Genomic DNA, 20,386 nt, shown 5'->3' on the forward strand with positions numbered 1-20,386 from the left:
GGCGTAATGAACGGGTTGAGATTAAAACAGGATACTACGCGGGACTTCGGTCAACATCATGCCTGCACGTAACCCCAATGCCACCTTGGGATTGGGAAACAGGACCCACTCCTTTTCATGCTGCACCCGATAGTTTTCCCCCGGCTGCTCATACAATAAAGTGCCCTGCGGCAGAGCGGTAAAATTGGCAGTATCGTCACTTAAATAGAGTTTGAACGACTCACTGCGTTTAATCAGTGACCGCTCGACGCGGAACACCCGAATCGGAGCCTGCCCCCGCAAAGGGAGAGATTGCTCACTGACCAGTGCCTGCAGTGCTTTATTGATAGCGGAAAATTGCTGTAGATCGTTGCTGCCAAAGGGACGAGCCTTGCCCAGTTCGAGAGTACAGCTGGCCGCCTGCGTATGCTCGCTGGAAAAGTGGCTGAACGTGCCGCCGGGCGCTTGGTGTATCACCAGTGCATCCAACTCGGCGGCGTCTAGTAACGCCAACATCTCTGGGCTGTAACTCTGTGGTTGATAGGGCAAGATACCAAAGCGTGGCAGCAGCGATCCGCGGATCGCCGTGTGCAGATCGTAATGAAAACGTGTGGCCTGCTCTCCGGCAAAGAAATTGCTGACCGCTTGTTCTAACTGCTGCGCCCGCACCGTTTCGCCAGAGGGCTCAAACTGCTGATAGCGCCCACCAAACATGCGATTCATATCGCTTGCCAGATAACGTTGATTGGTTCGCATCGCAGGTGGATTACCTAACACCACCAACAAGCGCACCGCCAATGGCCGCACGCCTGCGAAGATCTCGTTCACTAGCCGGTCAAGCAGTTCGATCGGGGCCGTTTCATTGCCGTGAATACCGGCAGAAAGCACCACCGCTTGCCGATAGCCTTGCCGCGGGCAGAGCTCCAATAGCCCTTCCCCCAGCCACTTCCAGCGCAGTGCAGCGTTTTCACCCTCGGGGGTGGCGGGTGGCGTTCCAGCCAACGTCAGAGCCAATAAATTGTTCACTATTGCCTCCGGTTACTGTTGGAACGGGTAAACATTACCCAGCCCAAGGATAGAAGTCAGGGCATCCAGTGCCGCACGCCCTTCATGCAGCAGTTGCGGGTCTGCCAAATCCTCTTGTACCAAGCGATCACGGTAATAGCGGTCTACCCAGTCGTTCAGGGTGGCGAATAGCGTATCGTTCATCATCACCCGTGGGTTTATCGCCCTCAACTCAGCACCGTTCAGCGCCACGCGTAAACGCAGGCAAGCCGGGCCACCGCCGTTGCGCATACTTTCGCGCAGGTCAAACACCTTGATCTCGTCAATCGGCCCACCGCTGGCCACCATCTCCGACAGATAATGCCAAACGCCCGGATGCTGGCGGGACTCTTCCGGCACCACGATCATCATCTTGCCATCGGCTTTGGTCAGGATCTGGCTGTTAAACAGGTAGGTCGCCACCGCATCCCCCACGCTGACACGAGAGGTTGGCACCTCTATCGCCACCAGTTCCGTCTCCAGCAAAGCCATCTTACGGCGGATTTGATCCAGCCCCTGCTGTTGGTGCAGAAACGCCTGCTGATGATGGAACAACACCTGCTGATTGCTGACGGCGATCACGTCGTTATGAAAAACGCCCTGGTCGATCACCGCCGGATTTTGTTGCAGAAATACCGTGTGTTGATCGTGCAACTGATGCAGACGGGCAATCGCCTCGCTGGCCTCTCGCGTCTGGCGAGCCGGGTAACGCGTGGGAGCACTTTCCCCGCCAAACTCCTGCTTACCGTAGACAAAGACCTGCACCCCACACTTGGCATAGTCACCCCCAAGGCGGTTATGGTTGGCGGCACCTTCATCCCCAAAGAGTGCCACCTGCGGTAAGGCATCGTGGTGAGTAAAGTATTGCTCATCATTGAAGATGGCACGCAGCACGCTGGAGGTGGTTTCGGCCTCAATCGCGCGATGGAATTTGTTATTCAGATTGGCAGCGGTGAAATGCACTTTACCATCCTGACTGTCTGGCGAAGGCGACACCGTCGCGGCATTGGCTGTCCACATAGATGAGGCCGAACTGAGCGCCGAGAGCAGGCGCGGTGAGGTTCGCATCGCCTGGGCCAGCACGCTTTCGTCGCTACCGCTGAAGCCCAATTTACGCAGCGTGGGGAGATGGGGTCGTTCCTGCGGTGGCAATACGCCCTGCTGGAAGCCCATATCCGCCAGCGCTTTCATTTTCAGCAGCCCCTGCTTTGCCGCCAGCTTGGGGTTCGACACGCTGTTGCGGTGCTGCGTCGAAGCCTCATTGCCAAACGACAGCCCGGCGTAGTGGTGCGTCAAACCCACCAACCCATCGAAATTGACTTCATATCCGGACATTTTTCTCTCCTGTAGACTGCCGAACGATCAGTTAAATATCAGGCCCGGTGACAGGCTGGCTGGCAACGTCAGGCTGGCACTCTCCAGCGAAGCCATCGGCCATGCGCAGTAATCTGCAGCATAGAACGCACTTGGCCGATGGTTGCCAGAAGCCCCCACGCCACCGAAAGGTGCCGCGCTAGAAGCGCCAGTCAACGGCTTGTTCCAGTTGACAATACCGGCTCGCGCCTCCAGCAGCAGCCGTTCGAACTGCTCCCGCTGCGGGGACACCAGCCCAACGGACAGGCCATAGCGCGTGTTGTTGGCAATGCGCAGCGCCTGGTCAAACTGGTCATAACGGATGATCGTGGTCAGCGGGCCAAAGTATTCTTCGTCTGGCACATCCGCCACGCCGGTCACATCGATAATGCCGGGGCTTAATAACGCACTGCCGCTCTCCAGCGATTTCATGGTCAATAAGGCTTTACCGCCCAACGCCAACAGATGGTGCTGAGCTGCCAGCATGTTTTCTGCCGCAGAGGAGGAGATCACCCCGCCCATAAACGGCTGAGGTTCGGCATCCCAACGGCCAATGCGCAGCGTAGACGCCACCTGAACCAGGCGTGTAATAAAAGCATCGCCCTGTGGCCCGTTTTTCACCAAAATACGGCGAGCACAGGTACAGCGCTGTCCGGCAGAAATAAACGCCGATTGAATGGCCAGATTCACCGCCGCGTCACAATCTTCTACCTGTTCAACGATCAGCGCATTGTTGCCACCCATCTCCAGCGCCAGGATCTTTTCTGGCTGACCGGCCAATTGGCGATGCAGGTGATAGCCGGTGCCAGCACTGCCGGTAAACAGCAGCCCATCAATATCGGCACAGCTTGCCAACGCCTCACCGGTTTCACGCCCTCCCTGTACCAGATTGATGACCCCGTCCGGTAATCCCGCCTGCAACCAGAGTTGTAACGTCACCTCCGCCGTCAACGGCGTCAGTTCGCTGGGTTTGAACACTACGCAATTGCCCGCCAGCAACGCCGGAACGATATGCCCATTCGGTAAATGGCCAGGGAAGTTGTACGGGCCAAACACCGCCAGCACGCCGTGCGGCCGATGGCGTAGCACCGAAGCGCCGTCAGCCATTGCAGTTTCCGTCACCCCGGTACGCGCCTGATAGGCCTGTAGCGAAATGCCCACCTTGCCAATCATCGCCTGGACTTCGGTCAAGGTTTCCCAACGGGGTTTGCTGGTTTCACGGCTGATAGTCTCGGCCAGATGTTGTTTATGCTCTTCCAGCAACGCCGCGAAGCGTTTTACCAACTGTTCGCGCTGGGCAAACGGCGTGCGCGCCCAGGCAGGAAAAGCCTCGCGTGCAGCTGCGCAGGCCGAAGCCACGTCGTCAATACTGGCCGCATTGGCTTGCCACAGCGGCAGGTTATCCAACGGATCGGTTTTACTGAACTCTGCGCCCCGACCTGCCAGCCAGACGCCATTAATTAACAATGCAGGATGTGACATTACATTTTCTCCTGAGCTATAAGCTTGATGACCCGCACCGGGCTCCCCTGTTCGACGCCTAGCGCCGCCGCCGTCTCGGCGTTGATACGCAGGCGGTCATCATGCAGTTGGGCATGCACCAACAGGGCGCGATAATGCTGATAGTTATCGTTAGCCACCAGGTACGCCGGGGCCTCGCTGCTGACCAGCGCATCATCCAGTACTACCTTCACCAGTTTGCTGCGCTTCACCGCGCGGATCTCGTCGATCTCGGCTTCCAACGTCGGGCCCCCGTCAAAGATATCGACGTAGCCCTGATAGCGCAGCCCTTCGGCTTCCAGCAGTTTGCGCGCCGGTGCGGTTTGCGGGTGAACTTCGCCGATCACTTTCTGCGCATCTTCGGCCAGAAAGTCGACGTACAGTGGGTGTTTCGGCATCAGTTCGGCGATAAACGCCTTTTGTCCGGTGCCGCTGAGATAGTCCGCCTTGGCGAACTCGATAGAAAAGAAGTGACGGCCAACGCTTTCCCAGAAGGGGGAACGGCCATTTTCATCGGAATAACCGCGCATTTCCGCGATCACTTTGCGGGAGAACTGGTTGCGAAAGGCGGCCATAAACAGGAAGCGTACCTTTGACAGCAGCTTGCCATTCTCGCCATGCCGGTAGTCCGGATCGAGGAACAGCGTACAGAGTTCCGAATGGCCGGTATGGTCGTTGCTTAAAAACAGCGTTGGCACCGATTTATAGACATTCAGCTGTTTTGAGGCATGCACCTGAGTACCCACGCGGAAGCTATACCAGGGTTCGGTCAGGCCAACCGCGACTTCGATCGCGCTCACACCAACGACCTGTTGCCGTTCGGTATCCTCCATCACAAACAGATAGCAGCGATCACTTTGGGGAAGTTCGCCTTGCCAGGTTTTTAACGCCCGCTCAATACGTGCCGACAACGTCTCTTCATTCTGCGGCAAAGAGGTGAGGCCAATACCGGATTTACCGGCGAGCGTCAGCAGATCAGCCAGGTCACGACGCTCTATAGGGCGGATAATCATCATAATGCGAACCTCGGAAGTCATCGGCTGCGCACCGGGCGCAGCCGCCTTGATTAGCTGCAAATCCGCGCCACAGCGCGCGCGAACCGCGCCAGCCCCTCTTTCACATCCTGTTCTGGGATGATCAGCGAAGGCGTAAAGCGCACCACGTCCGGGCCAGCGATCAGGGCTATCACCCCCTCCTCGTTAGCCAGTTGGGTGATCTGCTTGGCTCTACCGGCATATTCAGGATTCAGCGCGCAGCCAATTAACAGACCCGCCCCGCGGATTTCGCTAAAGATCGGATACTGTAGGTTGATTTGCGTCAGCCCGGCGATAAACCACTCAAGACGCTGCTTCACCCCATCGAGCACCTCCGGTGTGTTAATCAGCGAGAACACCACACCAGCCACTGCTGCCGCCAGCGGGTTACCGCCGTAGGTGGTGCCATGAGTACCAACGCCCAGGGTTTTCGCCAGCTTGTCGGTGGTGATCATCGCCCCGATCGGGAAACCGCCGCCCAACGCCTTGGCGGTGGTCAACACGTCCGGCACTACCCCGTAATTCATATAGGCATACAGCGAACCGGTGCGACCTACGCCAGTTTGCACCTCATCAAAGATCAGCAGTGCGCCATGGCGATCGCACAGTTCACGCAACCCTTGCAGGAACTGCGGTTGTGCAGGTACCACACCACCCTCGCCCTGAATCGGCTCAACGATCACTGCGCAGGTACGGTCATTAATCACCTGAGCAGCTGCCGCCAGGTCGTTAAACGGCGTATGGGTAATACCGCCAGGTAATGGCGCAAAATCCTGCGAATATTTTGGTTGGCCCCCAGCTGAAACGGTAAACAGGGTGCGACCATGAAACGCGTTATTGAATGCAACAATCTGGTTCTTTTCTCTGTTGCCACTATCCAGTGCATATTTTCGCGCCAGCTTCAGCGCGGCCTCGTTGGCTTCCGCGCCGGAGTTGCAGAAAAACACCTTGTCAGCAAAGGTGGCATCAATCAGCTGTTTGGCCAGGCGCAACACCGGCTCGTTGGTATAACCGTTGCCCAAATGCCAAAGCTTGCCTGCCTGTTCGACCAGCGCCGCCAACACCTGCGGATGGGCGTGGCCCAGGGCATTGACGGCAATGCCTCCAGCGAAATCAATATAGGATTTCCCCTGCTGATCCCAAACCTGTGAGCCTTCTCCCCGCACCAAAATAAAATCCGCAGGGGCATAAACCGGGATCATCCAGTCGTCGAAAGACTGGCGGGTAACTGCGATTGGCTGTTCCATAATGACCTCATAACGTCAGCAAAGGCTGAATTTTGGCGGTAAGAACCGCTCTGGTGGCGCAAGGGCAGCGAAAAAGCAAATTAACCCTATTATCCGGCGTGTTTTCTGGCCGACGATAATGCTGCTCACCGCCGCCTATTCAGATACAAACCTGTTACATAAAATCGGTTATTTACTATATATGCCGCATTTAACGCCCCTGAGCGGGGAATAAATGTTAATGAGTAGTTAAAATACAGCCCATTTGATAAATAGTGTAGAGCAGCTATCGTGCCAGAACGGGGATTTTGACGGTTTTACTAATTTTTTTCGTTAAAACAAAGGGTTATATTGCATAAATATTCAATAATTATGCATTTGTAATGATTAATGGAAAAAATAGAGCCTAAAATCATCAACGCCGGAGAAATCCTATTCAATCGCAAAATTCTTCCGCTTTTCTGATCCTGCTCGCAAAAATAATTGCGCTAGATGGCGGGATTGGTGCCCTTTTGCACCGTGTTCATGCAATGCGCCCTCATTTAGCGCAGCAAAGCGACGGCAAACCTGGGTGAAGCGCACCTCGGTACAAATTCCTTAACTAAGCGGCATTGCAGGTTACCCCCTTGTCTTTGACTACACTGTTAAGCTACCCCGTACTCAACGTTTAGGATCCCAACATGAGCAAAAAAACCTTTGATGCCAACCAGCCCGCAGCGGTTAAAGACGTAGCCGCCTTTCTGGCGGAGTTAAATGCCAGCGGCGGCAAACCGATGGAACAGATGAAGCCGAAGGAGGCACGTAAGGTGTTGGAAGGCGCGCAACGCAGCGTAGAGGTGGTACAGTGTGAGGTCGAGATCGAAGAGAAAACCATTCACGTGGCCGGTCAGGACATCCTGCTGCACATCGTGCGCCCGCCACGAGTGAAAGGTAAATTGCCGGTATTTATGTTTTTCCACGGCGGAGGTTGGGTATTGGGTGACTTCCCGACCCACGAACGATTGGTGCGCGATCTGGTTTACAGTTCCGGAGCGGTCGCGGTGTTTGTCAATTACACACCGTCGCCAGAAGCCCAGTATCCCACCGCCATCGAGCAAGCCTACGCGGCGACGGAATGGGTGGCGGAATACGGAGAAAAGATCAACGTTGACGGCAGCCGGCTGGCGGTAGTGGGCAATAGCGTTGGCGGTAATATGGCCACAGTGGTCAGCCTGATGGCTAAAGAGCGAGGCACACCGGCACTGCGCTGCCAAATCCTGCTGTGGCCGGTCACCCACGCCAGTTTTGATCGTGATTCCTATCATCAATTTGCCGAAGGCCATTTCCTGACGCGCAATATGATGAAGTGGTTTTGGGACAACTACACCACCGACAAGGCCCAGCGTAAGGAGATCTTCGCCTCACCGCTCAATGCGAGCCAGGAACAGCTGCGAGGGCTGCCACCCGCGCTGATCCAGACCGCCGAGCTGGACGTACTGCGGGATGAGGGAGAAGCCTACGCCCGCTTGCTGAACGCGGCTGGCGTCGAGGTGACCGCCACCCGCTACAATGGGCTGATCCACGATTACGGCCTGTTAAACCCGCTCGCCCAGGTTCCGGCGGTGCATTCGGCTATTCATCAGGCCGGACGTGCATTGAAGCATTATCTGGCCTAGATGACTGAGTTTACTACCGCGCCACCAAAGCCTGAGGCAGGTAGGAATATTGCAGGTTAGCCGACCGTTGAGCGCAGGGATGCTCGATACGAGCCATCCAGGGATGGATTCACGACGCGCATATTCCCACCTGTAGCACTATTCTACGCAGCTAGTTAACCCAGCCCCCGGATCAGCCTAGCCAAGGTCTTGATGGCGGTTTCAAGCCTGTCGCTCCACTCGAAGGAGGCGTTCAGGCGGAAACAGTGGTTGAAACGATCGCCGGTGGTAAACATTCGCCCCGGCGCAATACTGATGCCCTCTGCCAGAGCACGCTGGTAGAGTTCCATAGATGACTGTGTCGCCTCCAGCTCCAACCACAGGAAATAGCCTCCGTCCGGCTGGCTGACCTTCACCGTCGGCGGGAAGTGATGGGCGATCGCCTGATGCATGGCGCTTTGGCGCTGGGCCAATAAACGCCGCAGGCGACGCAGATGGGTATCATAGCCGCCATGCAGCAAATAATCGGCAATCGCCATCTGGGTCGGCACGCTGGTTGAAACGGTGCTCATCAGCTGCAAGCGTTGAATTTGCGGCGCATATCGCCCTGCTGCTACCCAGCCCACGCGAAATCCCGGAGCCAGACATTTTGAGAACGACGAGCAGTGCAAAATCTGCCCGCCCTGATCCAACGCCTTGGCAGGCAATGGCCGCTCGGCGCTGAAATAAAGCTCGCCGTACACATCATCTTCCAGCAGCGAGATCTGATGCTCACGCAACATCGTCACCAGCCGTTTTTTATTCTCTTCCGACATGCTCGACCCTTGCGGGTTCTGGAAATGAGTCATCAGCCAGCAGGCTTTGATCGGATATTGCTCAATCGCCTGCTGCAACGAATCCAGATCGATCCCATGCTGCGGATGAGTAGCGATCGCCACTGCTTTCAGCTTCAGGCGTTCCAGCGCCTGCAACGCACCGTAAAATGCCGGGGATTCAATCGCCACCGTGTCCCCCGGCTGCGTCACCGCTTGCAGGCTGAGGCTTAACGACTCCATCGCCCCGGCGGTGATCACAATCTCATCGGGGGAGACCTGCATCCCATTCAGCGCATAGCGTTGGGCAATATGGCGACGCAATGCCTCGTTGCCAGGCGGCAAATTGGCAAGCGAACTGTGAGGCGTGAATTTCCGGGCTACGCTGCTCAGCGCCCTGGCCAACTTGGGTTGCATAAACAGGGTGGCATCCGGGAAGGCAGAGCCGAAAGGCACAATCTCCGGATCCTTACAGGCTTGCAATACGTCAAAGATAAAGGCGTTGATATCCACCTGTTCGCTCACCAGCAGTTTTTCACCCCGGATGGGCTGTGGTAACGCCTGTGAACGGGCCGCCACATAGTAACCAGACTGCGGCCGCGCTACGATCCAGCCCTGGCTTTCCAGTAGCTGGTATGACTGCACCACCGTCATCAGGCTCAGCCCGGCACGTTTACCACTTTCCCGCAGCGAAGGCAGCTTGTCCCCGGCACGCCATACTCGGTTCTGGATCTGTTCGCGGATCTGCTGGGCGAGCTGTTCATATCTGGTCATACAATTCCAACTGTTATAGGAAAAAGTAAAATAACTGTCACTGTTATCGTTACTCTACCTCATGCTCTACTTAGCGCAAGTTTTAATAAGCAAGTTATCGCTTTCCTAAGAGGTCGATTATGAACAAATCAAGGAGGCTCCATGTTCGGACTTGATGCATTAGAGTTGGCACGGATCCAGTTCGCCTTCACCGTTTCCTTCCATATTATCTTCCCGGCGATCACCATCGGCATGGCCAGCTATCTGGCGGTGCTCGAAGGCCTATGGCTGAAAACCGGCAATCAGGCTTACCGGGATCTGTACCATTTCTGGTCCAAAATCTTCGCCGTCAACTTCGGCATGGGCGTGGTTTCCGGCCTGGTGATGGCCTATCAGTTTGGCACCAACTGGAGCTTTTTCTCCGAATTTGCCGGCAGTATCACCGGCCCATTGCTGACCTATGAAGTGCTGACCGCCTTCTTCCTCGAAGCCGGTTTCCTGGGCGTGATGCTGTTTGGCTGGCATCGTGTCGGCCCCGGCCTGCACTTCTTCGCCACCTGTATGGTAGCACTCGGCACGCTGATATCCACTTTCTGGATCCTGGCCTCCAACAGCTGGATGCAGACCCCACAGGGGCATGAGATCATCAACGGCGTCGTCGTGCCAGTAGACTGGTTCAACGTGATCTTCAACCCGTCCTTCCCTTACCGCCTGCTGCATATGACCACTGCGGCATTCCTGTCGTCGGCCTTCTTTATCGGCGCCTCGGCTGCCTGGCACCTGCTGCGTGGCCGTGATACGCCAGCCATGCGTAAAATGCTGTCGATGGCCATGTGGATGGCGCTGATCGTCGCTCCTATCCAGGCGGTGATTGGCGACGCGCATGGCCTCAACACGCTGAAATATCAACCGGCTAAAATCGCCGCCATCGAAGGCCACTGGGAAAACCCGCCGGGAGAAGCCACGCCGCTGATCCTGTTCGGTTGGCCAGATATGGCACGTGAAGAAACTCGCTTCAAGGTGGAAATCCCCTACCTCGGCAGCCTGATCCTCACCCACAGCCTCACCGAGCAGGTTCCGGCGTTAAAATCCTTCCCACCGGAAGATCGTCCTAACTCTGCCGTGGTGTTCTGGTCGTTCCGGATCATGGTGGGGTTGGGCATGCTGATGATCCTGGCTGGCGTGTGGAGCCTGTGGCTTCGCTGGCGCGGCGGGTTGTATCAGTCCAAACCCTTCCTGTACTTCATTCTATGGATGGGGCCTTCAGGGCTGATTGCCTTGTTGGCTGGCTGGTTCACCACCGAGATTGGCCGCCAGCCATGGGTCGTCTACGGGCTGCAGCGCACCGCTGATGCCGTCTCTGCCCACGGCGACATCCATATGAGCGTGAGCCTGCTGGCCTTTATCGCCGTCTACTGTTCGGTGTTTGGCGTCGGCTACTCCTACATGATGCGTCTGATCCGCAAAGGCCCGCAGGCCCATGAAGGTGACGAGCCAAGCGGCCACGGCACACCGGCACGCCCGCTCTCAGCGGTACACGAAACTTTGGACGACAGGAGCTGAACATGGGTATCGATCTTCCGCTGATTTGGTTTGTGATCATCGTGTTCAGCACCATGATGTACGTGGTCATGGACGGCTTTGATCTGGGCATTGGCATTCTGTTTCCGTGGGTGAAAGACAGCCACGATCGCGACGTAATGATGAATACCGTGGCGCCGGTGTGGGACGGCAACGAAACCTGGCTGGTGCTTGGTGGGGCCGCCCTGTTTGGGGCTTTTCCTCTGGCGTATGCGGTGATCCTGGATGCGTTGGCCATTCCCCTCACCCTGATGCTGTTTGGCCTGATCTTTCGCGGCGTAGCCTTTGAGTTCCGCTTCAAGGCCAAACCGGAAAAGCGCCATATCTGGGACAAGGCGTTTATCGGTGGTTCAATCCTGGCCACCTTCTGCCAGGGCGTGGTGGTCGGGGCGATTATCGACGGCTTCCCGGTGGAAGGACGTGCCTATGTTGGCGGCCCCTTCGACTGGTTCACACCGTTCGCCCTGTTCTGTGGTTTGGGCCTGGTAGTGACCTATGCGTTACTCGGCTGCACCTGGTTGGTGATGAAGACTGCCGGAAGCTTGCAGGCCCGGATGCATCGTTTGACCACCCCGCTGTTGGTTAGCCTGCTGCTAATCTTGCTGGCCGTCAGCGTGTGGACGCCAATCGCTCACCCTGAAATTGCGACCCGCTGGTTCAGCCTGCCGAACCTGTTCTGGCTGCTACCGGTGCCGCTGCTGGTGCTGCTCAGCGCCTGGGGGATCTGGCACGGCGTACGCCACAATGCCCACTATTCGCCGTTCCTGCTGACGCTGTTATTGGTGTTTCTGGGGCTAAGCGGTCTGGGTATCAGCATCTGGCCGCTGCTGATCCCGCCGACCATCACCCTGTGGCAAGCCGCTGCGCCGCTACAAAGCCTGGGCTTTATGCTGGTGGGCGCGCTGTTTATTATTCCGATTATTTTGGTCTACACCTTCTGGAGCTACTACGTGTTCCGCGGCAAGGTGAGCCATGAGGATGGGTATCACTGATGATGAACAAGACGATGAATGAGAACACCGCCACCATTCCCTGGTGGAAACGCGTCGGCTGGTTGGTGGTTATCTGGAGTGCCAGCGTCCTGGGGCTGTTTTTGGTTGCTTCGCTATTCCGCCTGCTGATGACCGCCGCCGGGATGAAGCCGGAATAACGCCTACTGCTTCCCCATCGCCCCCAAAAAACGCTGTTGCATCTGCAACAGCGTTTTCAGATCCAGGCACTGATAATCCAGCCCATGTTGGGCCGCAACCTCGGCAATAATCTTCGCCAGGGCTGGGTAATGCCGATGGCTCCAATGCGGGAACAGATGGTGGGTCAGGTGCAGGTTGGCGCCGCCCAGCCAGTAGCCAACCCAGCGCGGCGTGGCCTGCCAGTCGAAGGTGGTGGCAAACAGATGTTGATACCAGCCATGCACCATCTTGCCCTGCTCGGGAGCCTGATAAAAATTGGCTTTGGCCCAATGGGTACCGACAATCAGCATCACAAACACCAACGACGACAGCATCTGGCTCAGCAGATAGGTCAGCCAGATCGCCGTCGTGCTGACCTCAGGCGGCATCAGCCATAGCGGGATTGCCAACGCCAATGTGAAGTGTGCCAGCTTGCTCAGCAAGAAAACGCCCCAGCCTTTGCTCCCCTGCAACATCATCTTAGGCGTCATGCGCGTTTTACCGGCCCGATCCAACCAGTCAAACAGCCAGATGTAATACGGAAAAGTCAGTGCCGCCACTATCGGCCAGTAGTATTGCTGCAAACGCATAAAGATTTTACGCTGCTGGAACGGCGTTTGCCGCAGCACGCCGTTCGGCTCGATATCCGGATCGTAACCTTCGATATTGTTGTAGGCATGGTGGAAGATAACGTGGCGCACCCGCCAACAGTCGGCGTCCAGCCCCAACGGGATACTGACGGCAAAGTTAAGCCAGTGGTTCAGCCGTGCCTGTTTGAAAAAAGCATTGTGTGAGGCGTCGTGCACCACGTTCACCGTCAACATCATGGCAGAGAAAATAAAGCCAACGTAGCAACCAAAATAGGCCCAGGCGTTTTGCTGCTGCAAACTGAGTGCATAAAAGCCCGCGCACAGCAGGATCAGCAGCAACACCTTGGCGAACATCCCGCGGTCGGCAAAGCGGTGGTCGCACCGTTCCGCCAGATAGGCCTGGCTACCACGCATCAGCGCCAGATGAATATCGCGGTTCTCCCGTTGGAACGCCAAGGGCCGCAGCGGCGTGGTGTCTGGCATCTTCATAGAGGCTGTTGCCCCATCGTACGTAGGAAACGTTGCTGCTGTTGCAACAGTTCGCGATAGCCGATGCAGCGATAATCCATGCCATAGCGTGGCGCAAGCTCGGCCAGTATGGCGGCCAGCGCCGGATAATGGCGGTGATTCCAGCCGGGGAACAGATGGTGGGTGAGATGATAATTCAACCCGCCGGTCAGGTGATGCAGCCACTTTGGCGAGGTTTCCCAGTCGCAGGCGGTGGCAAAGTTGTGCCGATACCAGCCCTGCGGCATTTGGCTCCCCTCAGGCACCGGGTAAAACTCAGCCTGCGCCCAGTGGGTACCCAGCAGTAAGAACACCACCAGCAGCGAGGCCAGCATCTGGCTCAACAGATAAGCGATCAGCACCGTTTGCCAGCCAATGCCGTGTTGCTGGCAAACCACCAACGGGATCACCAGCACCACCACGATGTGGCACAGTTTGCTGGCAATAAACACTGCCCAGCCCTTGCGCCCAGCCAACACACCCTCGGCGGCCAACGGTGTTTTGCCCAACCGGTCTGACCAATCAAACACCAGCGCAATATAGGGCAACGACAAGGCGGCAATCAGCGGCCAGTAAAGATACTGATAGCGCATGTGCGCTCGCCATTGCTGGAACGGCGTCTGGCGGAAAAAGCCGTTCTCTTCGGTGTCCAGATCGTAATGTTCAACGTTGGCATACACATGGTGATAGTTGACGTGCCGCGTCCGCCAGTAATCTGGATCGACCCCCAATGGGATCGTCACCAAACGCCCCGCCAGGCGATTCACCCATGGAGTCCGGGCGAACGCATTATGCGAAGCGTCATGATTGACGTTGACGTTCAGCAACATGCCCATCATGACAAAGGTAAAGTAGCACAGCATAAACGCCAGCCCCTGCTGCTGCATCAGGCTGAGCAGGTAAAACCCCACGCACAATAACAGCAGGACGATAGCCTTGGCCCAACGGGCCACATCGGCAAAGCGGTGATCGTTACGGCCGCTCAGATAAGCATGGGCCCGGCGTTTCAGTTCACGATGAAACGCCTGTTCCCCATCAGCAGGGAAAGAGAGTGGCGGCAACGGATCAGCCATGTGCAGCCTCCTTCTGGCGTCCCCAGCCAGCGGCGACGGCGCAGCCATGCATGGCAATGCCGCAGGTCATCAGCCACCAGTAAGGTTGGTGCCAATCCAGCGCCAGCAGCAACAGCAGTGGAGCGGCCAACGCCACCAGCAACCAGACCTTTACGCCCCAGCTACGGCCTTCTGCAATCCCACCCAGCGCCACCGCGCCTACCGCCAGCAGCATAAACAGTGCCGCCTGCTCGCCGGTCAGGCCGTTGTAGCCGTACCCGAAACGATACACGTAACCCAGTACCAGGGCGAACAGCAGCAACGCACCACTCACCATGCACCAGGCGGAGCTGCGGAAACGGGCACTTTTGGCCGAGGGTTTGAAAGGCAGTTTGAAGTAGCGTAAAAACGGCTGATTACTGGCCCAGAACGGGTTAACCGAAGATTTTTCCCCGCGTACGCCATAGGCGAAAGGCTCGGTCGGCAGCGACGGGCCAAAGGTGCCAAACAGCTTGTCCCAGAAGATAAAGCTACCGCCAAAATTACGGTTGCAATAGGCCAGATCGTTGACGTGATGCACCCGATGGTGCGCCGGAGTAACGAAGATTTTTTCCAGCAAGCCCAGTTTTGGGGTCAGCGCATTATGGTTAAACAGCTGAATGCCGTAATGCAGGATCGATACGGTGATAAACACCGAAAGCGGCACACCGGCCAACGCCAGCAGCATAAAGAACGGGATCGACGTTAATGACGAATACCACGAGTTACGCACGCCTAGCGAAAGGTTGAAATGCTCGCCCTGGTGATGTACCACATGCACCGCCCACAGCAAGCGGAAACGGTGATGCAGACGGTGTAACCAGTAAAAACCAAAGTCCCACGCCAGCAGGGCAAACAACCACACCAGCGCGACAGGCCAGCCATCTACCAGGCCCAGGCTGTAATGGGTCGCCACATAGCCATAGCAGAAAATCTCCAGCCCCCGGAACAGCCACAGCATGATATGCCCGGAGTTGAGGTTGAAGATCACATCGTGCCAATCAACGCTGCCCCGGTTGCGCTTTTGCAGCCACAGGGCTTCACCCAGCACCACACACAGCATAAATATTATCGGTATTACCAGATCGGTCATGGTCGCTCTCCCTGACGTAAATCACTGACAATCCATCTAACATGCTGGCAGGCATAGCCGACGGCCACGGCCAACACCGCCCCACTGAGCAAATCCACCAACAGGTGACGGCGCAGTTGCAGGATTGAGAAGGCAATCGCCAATCCCCAAACCGACAACAGTATGCTGCGCCATTTTTTCCGACTGTCCGCCACGGCCCACACGGCCAAGGCCGTCAAGGCTATATGCAAAGAGGGTAAGCAGTTTTGTTTTGAATCAATCCCGATCAATACCGCCAGCATGGTAGAGCTGAGTGAACTGCCCTGATCGACCGGGTAGTCCATCGTCGTCGGCCACAGCAGATAGATGGCCCCCGCAACAATAGCGGCAAGCTGCATTGAGCTTCTAAGCCACTTGATCCGGCTCAGCGGGCACAGCAGATAACACAGCGGAACGATCAGGAAAAAAGACAGGTATAGCCAGATGGCATGTGGGCTGAAGGGAATGGCGCGATCCAGCCAACTCGGCGTCAGCTGATAACCCGCGCCTTGCCATCGGTCAGTAGCGTTATAAATCAGGCCAACAAAGCCCCAGCCCAGCAGCATTTGCCATAGGCGATAGATCACCTCTTTCATGGTGCCTCCGGCAAACGCACGATGCGACGGCGTTTAGCATCGAACTGCGGCATGATACTTTGCGCGGTCAGTTGCCACTCCAGTTGCTGCACCGCGATACCTTGCTGGGCAAACAGCGCAATCAGTTGCTGCTGGCAATGTTCCAACTCGGCAGGGCTACAGTCAGCCTTCAGGTGCAGCCGTTGGCTAGTTAACTGGGTCAGGCGATAATCCGCCACAGCGGGCAACGCGTTGGCAATCACACGGCGGCACAGATCGGCAAAGACTCGCTGCGCTATGCCCTGCAATCCTGGCAGCAAAAGTTGATCGTCACAGCGCCCTTCAATCCGCTCCAACGCCATGCTGGCCTGGCCGCATGGGCAAGGCTCCACACGCCGTACCAAAATATCATCCAGCCGATAACGCACGATCGGCTGCGTACGGCGAATAAAGTCGGTGATCAGCGGGGTAAAGCGCTGCTCGTCGATCCACTGTGGTTCCACGTGAATAAACTCTTCGTTCAGATGCAAGGTGCCGTGGCTACAAGTGGCAGCCAGAAAACCTTCGGTAGCCTGATAGACTTCACCCACGTCGGTAAATACCCGCTTTAGCAGTTGGCGATCCTGCGGCTCCAGCACCTCGGCCACCGAGATCACCTTTTTCACCTGTAGTCGTAACTCGCCCCGCTCGACCGCATTAGCTAACGCGCACAATACCTGCGCAGGTGCGACCACAATGGTGGGTTGCTCCCGCTCAATCTGCGGTAAGTGCTCGGCAAAGGGAGCAAACAGATCGTAAAACGTCAGGCTCAACCAGCGGTTGTTGACGCTGTGATACAGATTGTTGTCCGCACGCAGAAACAGCGCGACTCGCTCACCGGCAAACACGCCTTGCGGCAGCATTTTTGCCAGCATGCCGCCAGCCCAGATCTGCTGCTCCTGCGGGCTGACCACAAACACGCCGCGCCGCCCGGAGGTGCCGGTCGATAGGCCTACGCTGTATTTGCCGACTTTAGGGGTAAAGTCGCGATCGGTTTCGCTGCGTGCAGCGCAGGCCAATAGCGTCTCCAGTTGCAGCCCGGCAGTATTCATCCGATCAAAATGCGTCATCATGATCGCTTTATCCATTTCCGGCCATTCGCTCAACGGTAACAGACAGTATGGCCGGAAATACGGGCTATACGCCAATACCCGGCGGGCGAAGCGTTTCAACTGGCGCGCCTGGTACGCTTCAAGTTCTGCCCGCTCGGTAAAATGCAGTTTTCGCGCCCGCAGGTAGTGCCACAGCGTCATCAACGGGATCATAAATCCCCCTCATGGCACAGCAGGATCTTCGCCGCACCGCCGTGATGCAATTGGTTGAGTGCCTCAAGGGTTTGGTAGTAGCTACGCGGGTTATCCATGATCAAGTTCGCCAGCCGCGAAGGGCCACGCAGTTGCTGATAGTTCAGCGGCGACCAGGCGGCATCGCTTGCCAGCAGCGTCCAGCCGGCTTCGGTTTGGACAAAGGCACCAAGATGGCCCGCAGCATGACCTGGCAGAGGCACGATGAGGATTTGCCCATCGCTGCCTGGCAGCGCATACCCCTGCTGGAACGGTGCCAGTTCGGCTGGCAGACTCTGTCGTGGGAATGACTCCACAAACTGCAATGCGGATTCAAACTCCTCAGGGATCAACCCCGGTATAAATGCCCGCTTCAGGGCGGCAAAGCCACGCAGCTCTCGAGTTTGCTGCCAGCCATCGCCGGAGCAAATCATATTGAGACTGCTGAAATCACGCAAACCAGCGATATGATCAGCGTGAAAATGAGAAATAATCACCGCCTCGATATCACCTACGCCCACCCCCCGGCTACGCAATTGTTCGAGCAGCGCCTGCTGTGGGTTGAAATAGGCTGGCGTAATCTGGCTATACAGCCGGAAAATACCGCTGGCGGTGTACTGCTGAAAATAGCTGGCATAACCGGTATCCCATAGCCAGCGTCGCTCGCCCACCTCCAGCAGATAGGCGCGGGAGGGAAATTTGCAGCTCCGCATCGGCGAACCACGCAGCGCCATGCAGCCAAGGTGAGTGCAATAGCCGATTTCAAAGGTGGTGATATTAGCCATGCGCCGCCATCCCCTGCTGTTTCATCCATTGCCCGGTCAGCTCAATGCCCTGCTCCAGGCTATAACGCGGCCGGTAGCCCAACTCTTCAATCGCGCGGCTGTTATCCAGCGTCATATCAAAATAGGCGGCCGCCGCGCTGTAGCGCGTCAGCATCGGCTCTTTGCCGGTAAAATGGGCTATCAATTCCATGCCACCTGCCACCGCCCACAATAACCGGTAAGGCAATGCCTGCACCCTATATTGCCAGCCTAGCTGTTGGGCCAGCAGTTGGTGCAGCATATCCTCCAGCCGCTGCGGCTGTTGGTTGGTGATGTTATAAATGCCGCCGGAAGGCAAATTATCCCGGTTGCTGGCCAGATCCATCGCATGCACTACGTTGAGCACAAAGGTCAGATCCAGATAAGCTCTGCCACCACCTGGCAGGCGCAGAACACCTTTATCACGCCGCATCTGGGCCAGGATCCTGGGTACGATCACTCGGTCATGCGGGCCAAACAGGCCGCGCGGACGCAGGATCAGGTAGGTGGTTTGCGGATAGCGATGCAGCAGCCCGCCAATGCTCTGCTCGGCAGCATACTTGCTGGCAGCGTAATGGTTGGCAAATCGGCGGGCAGATTCACTTTCGGTGATGTTGTGATGATGTTTGAAGTCAAAATAGATCGCTGGCGTCGAGATATGGATAAAGCGTTTTACGCCGCAACGCCCGGCTACTTTGGCGAGTTTTTCCGTGACATAAGTGTTGGCCTGGAAAAACACCCTGCGATCGCCCCATGGAGAAGATTTAGCGGCGCAATGCCAGACGATGTCATAACCTTTCATCAGTTGTTCGCACTGTTCCGTCCCGGCACGGGTCAGATCCAACGGGGTAAATTTTGCCCCCAGCGCCACCAACTCACGGCCAACGTCCTCATCGCGCCCGGTGGCATGCACCTGATGCCCAGCAGCCAATAACCACTCGGCCGCATTGCGCCCTAACCCACTGGTTGCTCCAGTTACCAAGACTTTCATGGCAGCAGCACCATGCCGCCCAGGGTCAGCCCAGCAGCGGTGCCAATCAGCATCACCGGCAGATTGGCATTCAGCCTGTCGGTGATCGCCGCTTCATGTAAAGCGGAAGGAATTGACGCCGCTACCTGGTTGCCCCGGTAACGATAGATATCCACCAAGGCCTCTGGCGCCACATGCAGCCTTTGGCGCATATGTTCCAGCGAGAGATGGCTGGCCTGATGCGGCACTACGGTGGCAATCTGTGGCAAAGTAAGCCCTGCAGCGCTCAGCAAGCGCTCAAGATAACCTTCGATCAGCGCTGAAGCCTGGCGGAACAGTTGCTTGCCCTTCATGTGGAATAGGAAATCGCTGTCGTTCATCCCGGCTCGCGGGTTACGGCGTGTGCCACCAGCACGGATTTCACACAAATCGCTGCCTTCCGGGTAGGTTTCCATCAGGTAGGACAAAATGCCGCTACGCCCATCACCGCGTTCCACAATGGCACAAGCGGCACCATCGCCAAAAATCAGTGAGGATTCTTCATCTTCCCAGTTGATACCGCGCGAGGCAATATCGGCAGAGACAATGGCAATACGCCGGTAAACGCCAGCGTTGAGTAGCCCAGCCGCCACCTGCAATGCGCTAATAAAGCTGACGCAACTGGTATTGATATCAAAACCTGCGGTACCTGAGGGTAATCCGGCGATTTTAAGAATATGCGCGGCACTAAAGGGTAATGCCTGTACGGGAATAGCCGAGGCCGAGATCAACAGATCGATGGAGTCACGCAGGATAGCATGGCGAGCCAGCGCATCATCTAATGCGGCAACGGCCAGTTCGGCCTGGCTGGCCTGATTGCTGGCATGAAAGCGATGAATAATCCCCGAGCGTTTTTCTACATAGCCGACGGGTTTGTTCAATTGCCGATCCAACACCGAAGATTCGATGCAGCCGGGAGGCAAAGCCGCGCCGGTCGCGATGATTTTCAGCGGCAGTACGGGGTGGGACAGGTTATCAATGGTCATAGGTGTTCAGTCTGCTTATCCCTAACTCGTTTGGCTTAGCATCCCGCGTAATTAATCAATCGATTTACGCTATTTTGATCTAGCCCTTATTTAACATCAGCATAATGAAAATCCTAACAGGAATTTTTACTGATTGATTCCGTTCGTTTAACTAACCTGGTAAACCATGCCGTTAACCTAATGGCACAGCGTAAATCAACGCCGAAAAGAGATCTATAGGAATAAACTATTCGCCTTGCTCTGGGAAACCAAGGCTGGTCACATTATTCACTACTAAAGAACAACTGATATCGTTGATTAACTATAT

At 56.4% G+C, this 20,386-nt stretch carries 18 protein-coding genes; 4 read left to right on the forward strand and 14 right to left on the reverse strand.

Features of this window, described 5'->3' with window-relative positions; translation table 11 throughout:
• Positions 1 to 21: 21 nt before the first annotated feature.
• Genes astE through KAJ71_RS18695 form a run of 5 tightly spaced genes read right to left on the reverse strand, consistent with a single transcriptional unit; the run spans position 22 to position 6,157 of the window.
• Positions 22 to 1,005: a succinylglutamate desuccinylase gene (gene astE, locus KAJ71_RS18675; protein ID WP_248947064.1), complete on the reverse strand. Its 984-nt coding sequence runs from the start codon at positions 1,003 to 1,005 to the stop codon at positions 22 to 24.
• 12 nt (positions 1,006 to 1,017) lie between these two features.
• Positions 1,018 to 2,358 carry an N-succinylarginine dihydrolase gene (gene astB, locus KAJ71_RS18680; RefSeq protein WP_248947065.1) on the reverse strand — a complete coding sequence of 447 codons (1,341 nt, stop codon included), beginning with the start codon at positions 2,356 to 2,358 and terminating at the stop codon, positions 1,018 to 1,020.
• Between the two features lie 27 nt (positions 2,359 to 2,385).
• Positions 2,386 to 3,858: a succinylglutamate-semialdehyde dehydrogenase gene (gene astD, locus KAJ71_RS18685; RefSeq protein ID WP_248947066.1), complete on the reverse strand. Its 1,473-nt coding sequence runs from the start codon at positions 3,856 to 3,858 to the stop codon at positions 2,386 to 2,388.
• Positions 3,858 to 4,892, reverse strand: a complete 1,035-nt coding sequence (astA, locus tag KAJ71_RS18690; protein WP_248947098.1) for an arginine N-succinyltransferase — start codon at positions 4,890 to 4,892, stop codon at positions 3,858 to 3,860. The genes astD and astA overlap by 1 nt, the downstream gene beginning before the upstream one ends.
• A 50-nt stretch (positions 4,893 to 4,942) precedes the next feature.
• Positions 4,943 to 6,157, reverse strand: a complete 1,215-nt coding sequence (locus KAJ71_RS18695) for an aspartate aminotransferase family protein (RefSeq protein WP_248947067.1) — start codon at positions 6,155 to 6,157, stop codon at positions 4,943 to 4,945.
• Positions 6,158 to 6,816: 659 nt separating this feature from the next.
• Between KAJ71_RS18695 and KAJ71_RS18700 the strand changes: the two genes are divergently transcribed.
• A complete protein-coding gene (locus KAJ71_RS18700; protein WP_248947068.1) occupies positions 6,817 to 7,791 on the forward strand; it encodes an alpha/beta hydrolase in 975 nt (324 codons plus the stop codon).
• A gap of 155 nt (positions 7,792 to 7,946) precedes the next feature.
• On the opposite strand, the gene KAJ71_RS18705 is transcribed toward KAJ71_RS18700, so the two are convergent.
• Entirely contained in the window at positions 7,947 to 9,356 is a 1,410-nt protein-coding gene (locus KAJ71_RS18705) for an aminotransferase-like domain-containing protein (RefSeq protein WP_248947069.1), read from the reverse strand.
• A 141-nt stretch (positions 9,357 to 9,497) separates the two neighbouring features.
• Between KAJ71_RS18705 and KAJ71_RS18710 the strand changes: the two genes are divergently transcribed.
• The 3 genes from KAJ71_RS18710 to KAJ71_RS18720 are packed head-to-tail and all read left to right on the forward strand — an operon-like array spanning position 9,498 to position 12,066.
• Positions 9,498 to 10,898 (forward strand): cytochrome ubiquinol oxidase subunit I, encoded by a 1,401-nt coding sequence (locus tag KAJ71_RS18710; protein ID WP_248947070.1) that lies wholly within the window; start codon positions 9,498 to 9,500, stop codon positions 10,896 to 10,898.
• Positions 10,899 to 10,900: 2 nt separating this feature from the next.
• Entirely contained in the window at positions 10,901 to 11,908 is a 1,008-nt protein-coding gene (gene cydB / locus KAJ71_RS18715) for a cytochrome d ubiquinol oxidase subunit II (RefSeq protein ID WP_248947071.1), read from the forward strand.
• 14 nt (positions 11,909 to 11,922) lie between these two features.
• Positions 11,923 to 12,066 carry a DUF2474 domain-containing protein gene (locus tag KAJ71_RS18720; RefSeq protein ID WP_094983222.1) on the forward strand — a complete coding sequence of 48 codons (144 nt, stop codon included), beginning with the start codon at positions 11,923 to 11,925 and terminating at the stop codon, positions 12,064 to 12,066.
• A gap of 3 nt (positions 12,067 to 12,069) precedes the next feature.
• Here KAJ71_RS18720 and KAJ71_RS18725 read toward each other — a convergent pair whose 3' ends face one another.
• From KAJ71_RS18725 to KAJ71_RS18760, 8 genes are read right to left on the reverse strand one after another with little or no spacing between them, the layout of a single operon-like run.
• Complete coding sequence (locus tag KAJ71_RS18725; RefSeq protein WP_375540744.1) at positions 12,070 to 13,158, reverse strand: fatty acid desaturase family protein; 1,089 nt, start codon at positions 13,156 to 13,158, stop codon at positions 12,070 to 12,072.
• Between the two features lie 2 nt (positions 13,159 to 13,160).
• Complete coding sequence (locus KAJ71_RS18730; RefSeq protein ID WP_248947073.1) at positions 13,161 to 14,255, reverse strand: fatty acid desaturase family protein; 1,095 nt, start codon at positions 14,253 to 14,255, stop codon at positions 13,161 to 13,163.
• Positions 14,248 to 15,366 carry a sterol desaturase family protein gene (locus KAJ71_RS18735; RefSeq protein ID WP_248947074.1) on the reverse strand — a complete coding sequence of 373 codons (1,119 nt, stop codon included), beginning with the start codon at positions 15,364 to 15,366 and terminating at the stop codon, positions 14,248 to 14,250. Before KAJ71_RS18735 ends, KAJ71_RS18730 begins: the two co-directional genes overlap by 8 nt.
• On the reverse strand, positions 15,363 to 15,980 hold the full coding sequence (locus KAJ71_RS18740; protein WP_248947075.1) for a phosphatase PAP2 family protein: 618 nt from the start codon (positions 15,978 to 15,980) through the stop codon (positions 15,363 to 15,365). The genes KAJ71_RS18735 and KAJ71_RS18740 overlap by 4 nt, the downstream gene beginning before the upstream one ends.
• Positions 15,977 to 17,263 (reverse strand): F390 synthetase-related protein, encoded by a 1,287-nt coding sequence (locus KAJ71_RS18745; protein ID WP_248947076.1) that lies wholly within the window; start codon positions 17,261 to 17,263, stop codon positions 15,977 to 15,979. Before KAJ71_RS18745 ends, KAJ71_RS18740 begins: the two co-directional genes overlap by 4 nt.
• A complete protein-coding gene (locus KAJ71_RS18750) occupies positions 17,260 to 18,066 on the reverse strand; it encodes an MBL fold metallo-hydrolase (protein ID WP_248947077.1) in 807 nt (268 codons plus the stop codon). Before KAJ71_RS18750 ends, KAJ71_RS18745 begins: the two co-directional genes overlap by 4 nt.
• Entirely contained in the window at positions 18,059 to 19,075 is a 1,017-nt protein-coding gene (locus tag KAJ71_RS18755; RefSeq protein ID WP_248947078.1) for an NAD-dependent epimerase/dehydratase family protein, read from the reverse strand. Before KAJ71_RS18755 ends, KAJ71_RS18750 begins: the two co-directional genes overlap by 8 nt.
• Positions 19,072 to 20,079 carry a 3-oxoacyl-[acyl-carrier-protein] synthase III C-terminal domain-containing protein gene (locus KAJ71_RS18760; protein ID WP_248947079.1) on the reverse strand — a complete coding sequence of 336 codons (1,008 nt, stop codon included), beginning with the start codon at positions 20,077 to 20,079 and terminating at the stop codon, positions 19,072 to 19,074. The genes KAJ71_RS18755 and KAJ71_RS18760 overlap by 4 nt, the downstream gene beginning before the upstream one ends.
• Between the last annotated feature and the right edge of the window lie 307 nt (positions 20,080 to 20,386).

Origin of the sequence: Serratia silvae, assembly GCF_023282985.1 — a bacterium.
GTDB lineage: Bacteria > Pseudomonadota > Gammaproteobacteria > Enterobacterales > Enterobacteriaceae > Chania > Chania silvae.

What these genes read in the sequence shown, in the direction of transcription:
- astB (WP_248947065.1), bottom strand. Translation starts at nt 2,358, where the DNA reads ATGTCCGGATATGAAGTCAATTTCGATGGGTTGGTGGGTTTGACGCAC.
- astD (WP_248947066.1), bottom strand. Translation starts at nt 3,858, where the DNA reads ATGTCACATCCTGCATTGTTAATTAATGGCGTCTGGCTGGCAGGTCGG.
- astA (WP_248947098.1), bottom strand. Translation starts at nt 4,892, where the DNA reads ATGATGATTATCCGCCCTATAGAGCGTCGTGACCTGGCTGATCTGCTG.
- KAJ71_RS18695 (WP_248947067.1), bottom strand. Translation starts at nt 6,157, where the DNA reads ATGGAACAGCCAATCGCAGTTACCCGCCAGTCTTTCGACGACTGGATG.
- KAJ71_RS18700 (WP_248947068.1), top strand. Translation starts at nt 6,817, where the DNA reads ATGAGCAAAAAAACCTTTGATGCCAACCAGCCCGCAGCGGTTAAAGAC.
- KAJ71_RS18705 (WP_248947069.1), bottom strand. Translation starts at nt 9,356, where the DNA reads ATGACCAGATATGAACAGCTCGCCCAGCAGATCCGCGAACAGATCCAG.
- KAJ71_RS18710 (WP_248947070.1), top strand. Translation starts at nt 9,498, where the DNA reads ATGTTCGGACTTGATGCATTAGAGTTGGCACGGATCCAGTTCGCCTTC.
- cydB (WP_248947071.1), top strand. Translation starts at nt 10,901, where the DNA reads ATGGGTATCGATCTTCCGCTGATTTGGTTTGTGATCATCGTGTTCAGC.
- KAJ71_RS18720 (WP_094983222.1), top strand. Translation starts at nt 11,923, where the DNA reads ATGAATGAGAACACCGCCACCATTCCCTGGTGGAAACGCGTCGGCTGG.
- KAJ71_RS18725 (WP_375540744.1), bottom strand. Translation starts at nt 13,158, where the DNA reads ATGCCAGACACCACGCCGCTGCGGCCCTTGGCGTTCCAACGGGAGAAC.
- KAJ71_RS18730 (WP_248947073.1), bottom strand. Translation starts at nt 14,255, where the DNA reads ATGGCTGATCCGTTGCCGCCACTCTCTTTCCCTGCTGATGGGGAACAG.
- KAJ71_RS18735 (WP_248947074.1), bottom strand. Translation starts at nt 15,366, where the DNA reads ATGACCGATCTGGTAATACCGATAATATTTATGCTGTGTGTGGTGCTG.
- KAJ71_RS18740 (WP_248947075.1), bottom strand. Translation starts at nt 15,980, where the DNA reads ATGAAAGAGGTGATCTATCGCCTATGGCAAATGCTGCTGGGCTGGGGC.
- KAJ71_RS18745 (WP_248947076.1), bottom strand. Translation starts at nt 17,263, where the DNA reads ATGATCCCGTTGATGACGCTGTGGCACTACCTGCGGGCGCGAAAACTG.
- KAJ71_RS18750 (WP_248947077.1), bottom strand. Translation starts at nt 18,066, where the DNA reads ATGGCTAATATCACCACCTTTGAAATCGGCTATTGCACTCACCTTGGC.
- KAJ71_RS18755 (WP_248947078.1), bottom strand. Translation starts at nt 19,075, where the DNA reads ATGAAAGTCTTGGTAACTGGAGCAACCAGTGGGTTAGGGCGCAATGCG.
- KAJ71_RS18760 (WP_248947079.1), bottom strand. Translation starts at nt 20,079, where the DNA reads ATGACCATTGATAACCTGTCCCACCCCGTACTGCCGCTGAAAATCATC.